Raw genomic sequence first — 6,641 nt, 5'->3', positions numbered from 1 at the left:
CGTAAAGTGTTTGAAAAGCTCATTGTCTTTTTTGTTCGAAAAAGACTTAAAATCTTAAAACGTTGACGTTTGGTTGTTTAGTTTTCAAGGTTCAAGTACTTCTTTAAAAGCGTTTGTCGTTTTTGGCGACTCAGTTATCTTACCATGTCTTCCGACTTGATGTCAACAACTTTTTTCGCTTTCTTTTTTGTTGCTGCCGTGTGTTATCGCGGCAACGAATAATAATATATCACGGCATTTACAATGTGACAATAGTTTTTTATCAAAAAGGTAAAATTAATTTAAAGATTGTATGATTCACTCTCATTACACCTGAAGTAAGTAGCTTTCAGATCACCGCGGAAGCGATCAGTCCTGGCACAATGCTCATACTAAAAGAATAGCCGCTGCTTAAAAGCAGCGGCCCAAACCATTTAGTCTCTATGACGCATAAGCGGGAATAACAGTACGTCTCTAATAGAAGGAGAATTCGTCAGCAGCATCACCAGACGGTCGATCCCGATTCCGAGTCCGCCTGTTGGTGGCATACCGTACTCAAGCGCTTCAATGAAATCGTCATCCATTTCGTGCGCTTCATCGTTTCCTTCTGCCTTTTCTTTCATCTGTGCTTCAAAACGTTCACGCTGATCAATAGGATCATTCAGCTCCGTGAAGGCATTGGCATGCTCACGGCCTACAATGAACAGTTCAAAACGGTCAGTGAAGCGCTCATCCTCTGGATTTTTCTTCGCAAGAGGAGAGATCTCTACCGGGTGACCATAAATGAATGTTGGCTGAATAAGCGTTTCTTCTACTTTCTGTTCGAAGAATTCATTAACGATATGGCCGTATTCCATATTGTCTTTTACATCGATACCGTGTTCTTTAGCAAGTGCATGTGCTTCTTCATTGGACATCTCCTGCCAGAAGTCTACACCTGTTTCCTTTTTGATTGCATCTACCATATGGAGGCGTGTCCATTTAGGTGTCAGATCAACTTCGAATTCCCCGTAAGGAACGACTGTTGAGCCCAGGACTTCCTGTGCGATATGCGCAACCATGTTTTCAGTCAGGTCCATGATGTCATTGTAATCCGCATACGCTTCATACAGCTCAATCATTGTGAACTCGGGGTTGTGGCGCGTTGAGATCCCTTCGTTACGGAATACGCGTCCGATTTCATACACTTTTTCAAGTCCACCGACAATCAGGCGCTTAAGATGAAGCTCAATCGCGATACGCATATAAAGTTCCATATCAAGCGCATTGTGGTGAGTGATGAACGGACGGGCTGCCGCTCCACCTGCGATAGAATGCAGCATTGGTGTTTCGACTTCAAGGTAGCCGTTGTTATCCAGATAACGTCTCATTGACTGGATGATTTTACTGCGTGCGATAAAAGTGTTTTTGCTGTCTTCACTTGTAATCAGGTCAAGGTAACGCTGACGGTAGCGCTGCTCAACGTCTTTTAAGCCGTGGAATTTTTCAGGCAGCGGACGAAGTGATTTTGATAAGAGCTCAAAGCTTGTCGCTTTAATAGAAAGTTCGCCTACTTTTGTACGGAAAACTGTGCCGTTTACCCCTACGATATCTCCAAGGTCAGCTGTGTTGAAAAGCTCATACGCGTCTTCACCCACACCGTCTTTACGGACATAAAGCTGAATCTGTCCCTGCAGATCCTGAATATGCGCAAAGCCTGCTTTTCCTTTACCACGCTTTGTCATGATACGGCCTGCTACGGTTACTTCGTGCGGTGTTTCATCAAGGTCTTCTTTTGAAAGCTCTCCGAATTCGCTTTTGATTTCTTCTGAAGCGTGCGTGCGGTCGAAACGTTTACCGAACGGGTCGTTCCCCTGCTCACGAATCGCTTCCATTTTCTCGCGTCTGACGCGGAACTGGTCATTAATTTCTTCCTGACTCATGTTCGTCACTCCTTTTACATTGTTTTATCTATGATTCAAATATTGTCTCTGGTCTTTTTGAATACCTGTCTATTTTACACAATATATAACGCGCGTACACCCCTAAAGGCTTTTTTCCTGTAGTGGCTTCGTCTCAACAAAAAAACTGCCAATGGGTTTCGGCAGTTTGGTTATAGCATAAAGAAGCTTTGTTTATCCTGATAGACAGTTTCCTTCCATAAACGTACTCCTTCACTGCCAGTATGACTAAGCAGTTCACGAACTGACTTCCCTGATACAGGGTGCACAGCTCCTGCAGCAATTTCATTTAGCGGGACAAGGACGAAGCTGCGTTCGTGCATGTATGGATGCGGAACTGTCAGTCTTTCTGATTGTATATTGTCTGTATCATAGAGCAAAATGTCAAGGTCTATTGTACGCGGTCCCCAGTGGATTTTACGCTCCCTGCCAAGCGACTGCTCAACCCCTTGCGCCTCATCCAGCAGTCCTTCAGCGGAAAGCTCAGTTTTCACTTCCGCGGCTATATTTAAAAATACCTGCTGATCTGTAAAGCCGACCGGATCTGTTTCATAAATGGAGGATACCTTCGTTACTTCTATAGAAGGAGATGCATCAAGCATCTTTACTGCTTCCTGAAGATTACGTTTTGCATCCCCGATATTTGAGCCAAGTGAGAGATATGCTGTAGGCATTCAGCTTCTGCTCCGGGTCAATTCGATGGCAACAGAGTTATAATGCCCAGGAATAGGCGGGTCAGGCTTCACGACTTCAATGGTTATGCGGTCAAGGATATCAAATTCACTGAGCATACGTGAAGCGATTCTGTCCGCTACTGCTTCCACAAGCTTCAGCGGCTCCCCTTCCACGACTTCTTTACACACATTGTAGACATCTGCATAGTTAATGGAGTCATCCACATTATCTGACTCAGCAGACTTGGAGAGATCCAGTTCAAGTACTGCATTCACGCGAAAACGCTGGCCAAGCTTTGTTTCTTCAGTAAACACACCATGGTAGCCGTAAAACTCCATTTCATTTACTTTAATTTTATCCACGTCATTCACCCTTTCCGATTAACGTATCCATTACACGACTCATGCGGACAATTTCTTTCACGTCATGAACACGGACAATATGACAGCCTTTTTGTATACCGTAGCATACAGTTGCACCGGTTCCTTCTGTCCGCTCATCTGCAGGCAGGCCAAGGATATTGCCGATCATCGATTTTCTTGAGGTGCCCAGCAGCACAGGGTACCCCATTTCAACAATACGGTCCACATGCCTTGTAACTTCAACGTTTTGTTCAAATGTTTTTGCAAACCCCACACCCGGATCAAGCACGATCTGCTCTTTTCTGACGCCTGCATCCCGGGCGATTGTGATACTTTGCTCAAGGTCACTCACGACATCAGATAGAAAATGCTTATAATCACGCTTTTCCCGGTTATGCATCAAAATAATCGGAACGTTGTGCTGCGCAGCAACTTCAGCGATTTTCGGGTCGTATGTAGCGCCCCAGATATCATTAATGATATCTGCACCTGCTTTGACAGCAGCTTCAGCCGTCTGCGCTTTGAAGGTGTCAATTGAAATTGGCAGGTCTACTTCGCGTTTAACCGCTTCAATCACCGGCACGACCCGCTCGATTTCTTCCTCTATGGATACAGGTGTATAGCCCGGTCTCGTTGATTCCCCACCGATATCAATGATGTCAGCACCTTCAGCAGCCATTTGCTTTGCACGCGCAACCGCCGCTTCAGTAGTATTGAACTTCCCGCCATCCGAAAATGAATCCGGCGTGGCATTTAAAATACCCATGACATATGTTTTCTTCTTAAAATCCAGCGTATATGCGCCAGCTTTCATGTTCTTTCACCTCATTCAACTGATTCTACGGGCAGCCTGGTCTTTTTTTTATATAAATGCTGTAACCTGCTGAATACAGGACCGCTGTCAGGAAACACTCGCTCTTCAAACTGTGTGATCGGCACGATTTCCTGAATGGAGTTAGACACGAACCATTCACTTGCACCTTCAGCATCTGCCTGCGTGAAACGCCCTTCCCGAACCGGAATGCCTTCAGTACGCGCAAGTGCGAGCACCATTTTTCGTGTAACGCCAGCAAGCATACCAGTCGTTTCGTCCGGCGTATAAAGCGTGCCGTCTTTTACCCAGTACACATTAGAGGCAAGTCCTTCAGAAATCACGCCGTCAGTCGTCAGAAAAATCCCTTCTGTTTTCGCATCAGGTACTTCTCTTCTTGCAGCAAGGTTATTAAAATAATGATGTGACTTCAATCTGACAGCCGTTTCCGGTGAGTTGCGCGGCAGCTTGAGCCACTGCGCATGGCGTTCTGACGGATGTGCTGTAAGCGTCTTTTGTAACAGCATTAACATTGGCCGCGTATAAGGAGACGGGTCAAGCCCGATTCCCCGCTCACCGGCAGACACATTCAGACGGAAGTATCCGTCCTCCCCACCGTTGGCCATTCTCAGTTCCTCTATTATTCGCTTCACGTACTGAACGCTCAGTTCAGTCTCTATATTCATTTCATCCAGCGCAAACTGCAGCCTCTTTATATGATCCCCAATTAAAAACGGAAAACCATCATATGTTCGAAATGACTCGAAAACGCCCATTCCATATAAAAAGCCGTGATCAAACGGAGATATACGCGCATCCGCTTCCTCTATGACCTGTCCATCCAGCCAGAGCTTCATACACGCTCAGCCTCACGCACACGGTAGGCATCGAGAAAATTCTGCAGCAGCTTTTTACCCTGGTCTGTCATAATCGATTCCGGATGAAACTGCACTCCTTCAACCGCGAGTTCTGTGTGACGGATGCCCATGATCTCGCCCTGATCTGTCCAGGACGTAATGAGCAGTTCATCAGGCAGCGTATGCTTTTCAACGATCAGTGAATGGTATCGCGTTGCAGTAAACGGCATCGGCAAATCTTTATAGACACCTTTACCGTCATGGTATATATCTGAGGTTTTTCCGTGCATCAGCCGCGTTGCACGGACAACATTGCCGCCAAATACCTGTGCAATCGCCTGGTGGCCGAGACATACGCCAAAGATCGGAATCCTCCCGGCAAATGCGCGGATCGCTTCAAGGCTGATACCCGCTTCATCCGGACTGCACGGCCCGGGTGAGATCATCAGAAAGTCGGGGTTCATCTGTGTAATTTCATCAATGGTAATTTCATCGTTACGCTTTACAACGAGCTCCTCACCAAGCTCGCCTAAAAACTGAACGAGGTTATACGTAAATGAATCATAGTTATCAATCATCAAAATCACTGCGTGGTCACTCCTTCCGCCTGATCTTTCGCCTGCCAGAGCGCACGCGCTTTTTTCAGCGATTCCTTATACTCTCTATTCGGGTGGGAATCAATCACGACGCCGGCACCTGCCTGGACGTGGGCCTGTCCACCTTTGACAAGCATCGTACGGATCACGATATTCAATTCGAGGTCCCCATTAAAGCCAATCCAGCCGATTGAGCCTGTATACAGCCCTCTTCTGACCGGTTCTAGTTCTTCAATGATCTCCATGGTGCGGACTTTCGGTGCTCCTGTGATCGTGCCTCCCGGAAATACCGCTCTGATCACGTCCGCTTCATCGTACTTTTCATCAAGCGTACCGCGGACGTTGGATACGATATGCATCACGTGTGAGTACTTTTCGATCACCATGAATTCATTGACCTCAACACTGCCATATTGACTCACTCTGCCCAGGTCATTACGTTCAAGGTCTACAAGCATCACATGTTCAGCGCGTTCTTTTTCGTTATGAATTAATTCATTGGCAAGCGACTGATCTTCTTCAGAAGTCTTCCCGCGCGAGCGTGTCCCGGCAATCGGCCGTGTGCTGAGCTCTGTTCCAGCTTTTTTCACCAAAAGCTCCGGCGATGCAGACGCAATCTGCATATCAGGTAAATGCAGGTAAGACATATAAGGGGAAGGATTCAGCTTTCGCACTTCCTCATATACCTCTGAAGCTTTTACAGCAAGCGCCTTGGATTGCCGCACAGACAGATTCACCTGAAAGACGTCACCCTGTGCGATATACGTGCGAATCGCTTCCGCCGCCTCACAAAACGAGGCTTCCTCCATTGACACTGTCATGTCATCAGATGGGTTAACCGGCATACTACGTTCAGGCGCTTCCTGCGTGAACGATTCCTTCCACTGATTGATCAGCTGCTCAAGCTTTGCATCAGCCGGCTCCTCATAATGATGAAGAATCATAAAGTAGAGCGTATCTGTATGGTGGTCAAATACCATCCACTCATCAAAAATTAAAAAGCAGACATCAGGTAAGCCGAGGTCATCCACTGCTGACTCAGGCAGCTTTTCAATCGAGCGGACATAATCATAGCTGATATAACCGATTGCCCCTCCCTGAAAATCCGGCAGCTCAGGATTCGGTTCGGTGCGGTAAGGCGCCATCCAGTCAAGCAGACTTTTCAGTACGTCCCCCTCGAACACTGTTTCTTCACCATTTTCGACAACAGTCAGGCGCTTCTCTTTCCCGCTCGCCCAGGCAAACGGTTTAATACCGGCAATACTGTACCGGCCGCCTCTGCCACTTTCTAAAAACAGATGGCGTTCTTCATGCTCAGCCATTTTCTGAGCTGTATAATAAAACGTATCTAACGTTGTTTTTGTGGTTTGATAAGTAATTGTGTATGAACTCAAGAAGTTTCACTCCCAGTAAGCAGACTC

Annotated in this window: 7 protein-coding genes; all 7 read right to left on the bottom strand. The window is 46.6% G+C overall.

Annotated features, from left to right (window positions below; genetic code table 11):
- Window positions 1-413: 413 nt before the first annotated feature.
- Window positions 414-1,901 (bottom strand): lysine--tRNA ligase, encoded by a 1,488-nt coding sequence (lysS, locus tag JOD21_RS16530; RefSeq protein ID WP_204730669.1) that lies wholly within the window; start codon window positions 1,899-1,901, stop codon window positions 414-416.
- A 170-nt stretch (window positions 1,902-2,071) separates the two neighbouring features.
- Window positions 2,072-2,593 (bottom strand): 2-amino-4-hydroxy-6-hydroxymethyldihydropteridine diphosphokinase, encoded by a 522-nt coding sequence (gene folK / locus JOD21_RS16525; RefSeq protein WP_204730668.1) that lies wholly within the window; start codon window positions 2,591-2,593, stop codon window positions 2,072-2,074.
- Window positions 2,594-2,956, bottom strand: coding sequence for a dihydroneopterin aldolase (folB, locus tag JOD21_RS16520; protein WP_204730667.1), 363 nt, complete (start codon window positions 2,954-2,956; stop codon window positions 2,594-2,596).
- Window position 2,957: 1 nt separating this feature from the next.
- Window positions 2,958-3,770, bottom strand: coding sequence for a dihydropteroate synthase (folP, locus tag JOD21_RS16515; RefSeq protein WP_204730666.1), 813 nt, complete (start codon window positions 3,768-3,770; stop codon window positions 2,958-2,960).
- Window positions 3,771-3,781: 11 nt separating this feature from the next.
- Entirely contained in the window at window positions 3,782-4,624 is an 843-nt protein-coding gene (gene pabC, locus JOD21_RS16510; protein WP_204730665.1) for an aminodeoxychorismate lyase, read from the bottom strand.
- Window positions 4,621-5,211 carry an aminodeoxychorismate/anthranilate synthase component II gene (pabA, locus tag JOD21_RS16505; protein ID WP_204730664.1) on the bottom strand — a complete coding sequence of 197 codons (591 nt, stop codon included), beginning with the start codon at window positions 5,209-5,211 and terminating at the stop codon, window positions 4,621-4,623. The genes pabC and pabA overlap by 4 nt, the downstream gene beginning before the upstream one ends.
- Window positions 5,208-6,599, bottom strand: a complete 1,392-nt coding sequence (locus tag JOD21_RS16500; RefSeq protein WP_380270004.1) for an anthranilate synthase component I family protein — start codon at window positions 6,597-6,599, stop codon at window positions 5,208-5,210. Before JOD21_RS16500 ends, pabA begins: the two co-directional genes overlap by 4 nt.
- Between the last annotated feature and the right edge of the window lie 42 nt (window positions 6,600-6,641).

The sequence above is a fragment of the Jeotgalibacillus terrae genome, assembly GCF_016908195.1.
Taxonomy (GTDB): Bacteria; Bacillota; Bacilli; order Bacillales; family Jeotgalibacillaceae; genus Jeotgalibacillus; species Jeotgalibacillus terrae.
Note: the sequence above shows the minus strand (reverse complement) of the source record. Positions and strands in the feature narration are given on the sequence as shown.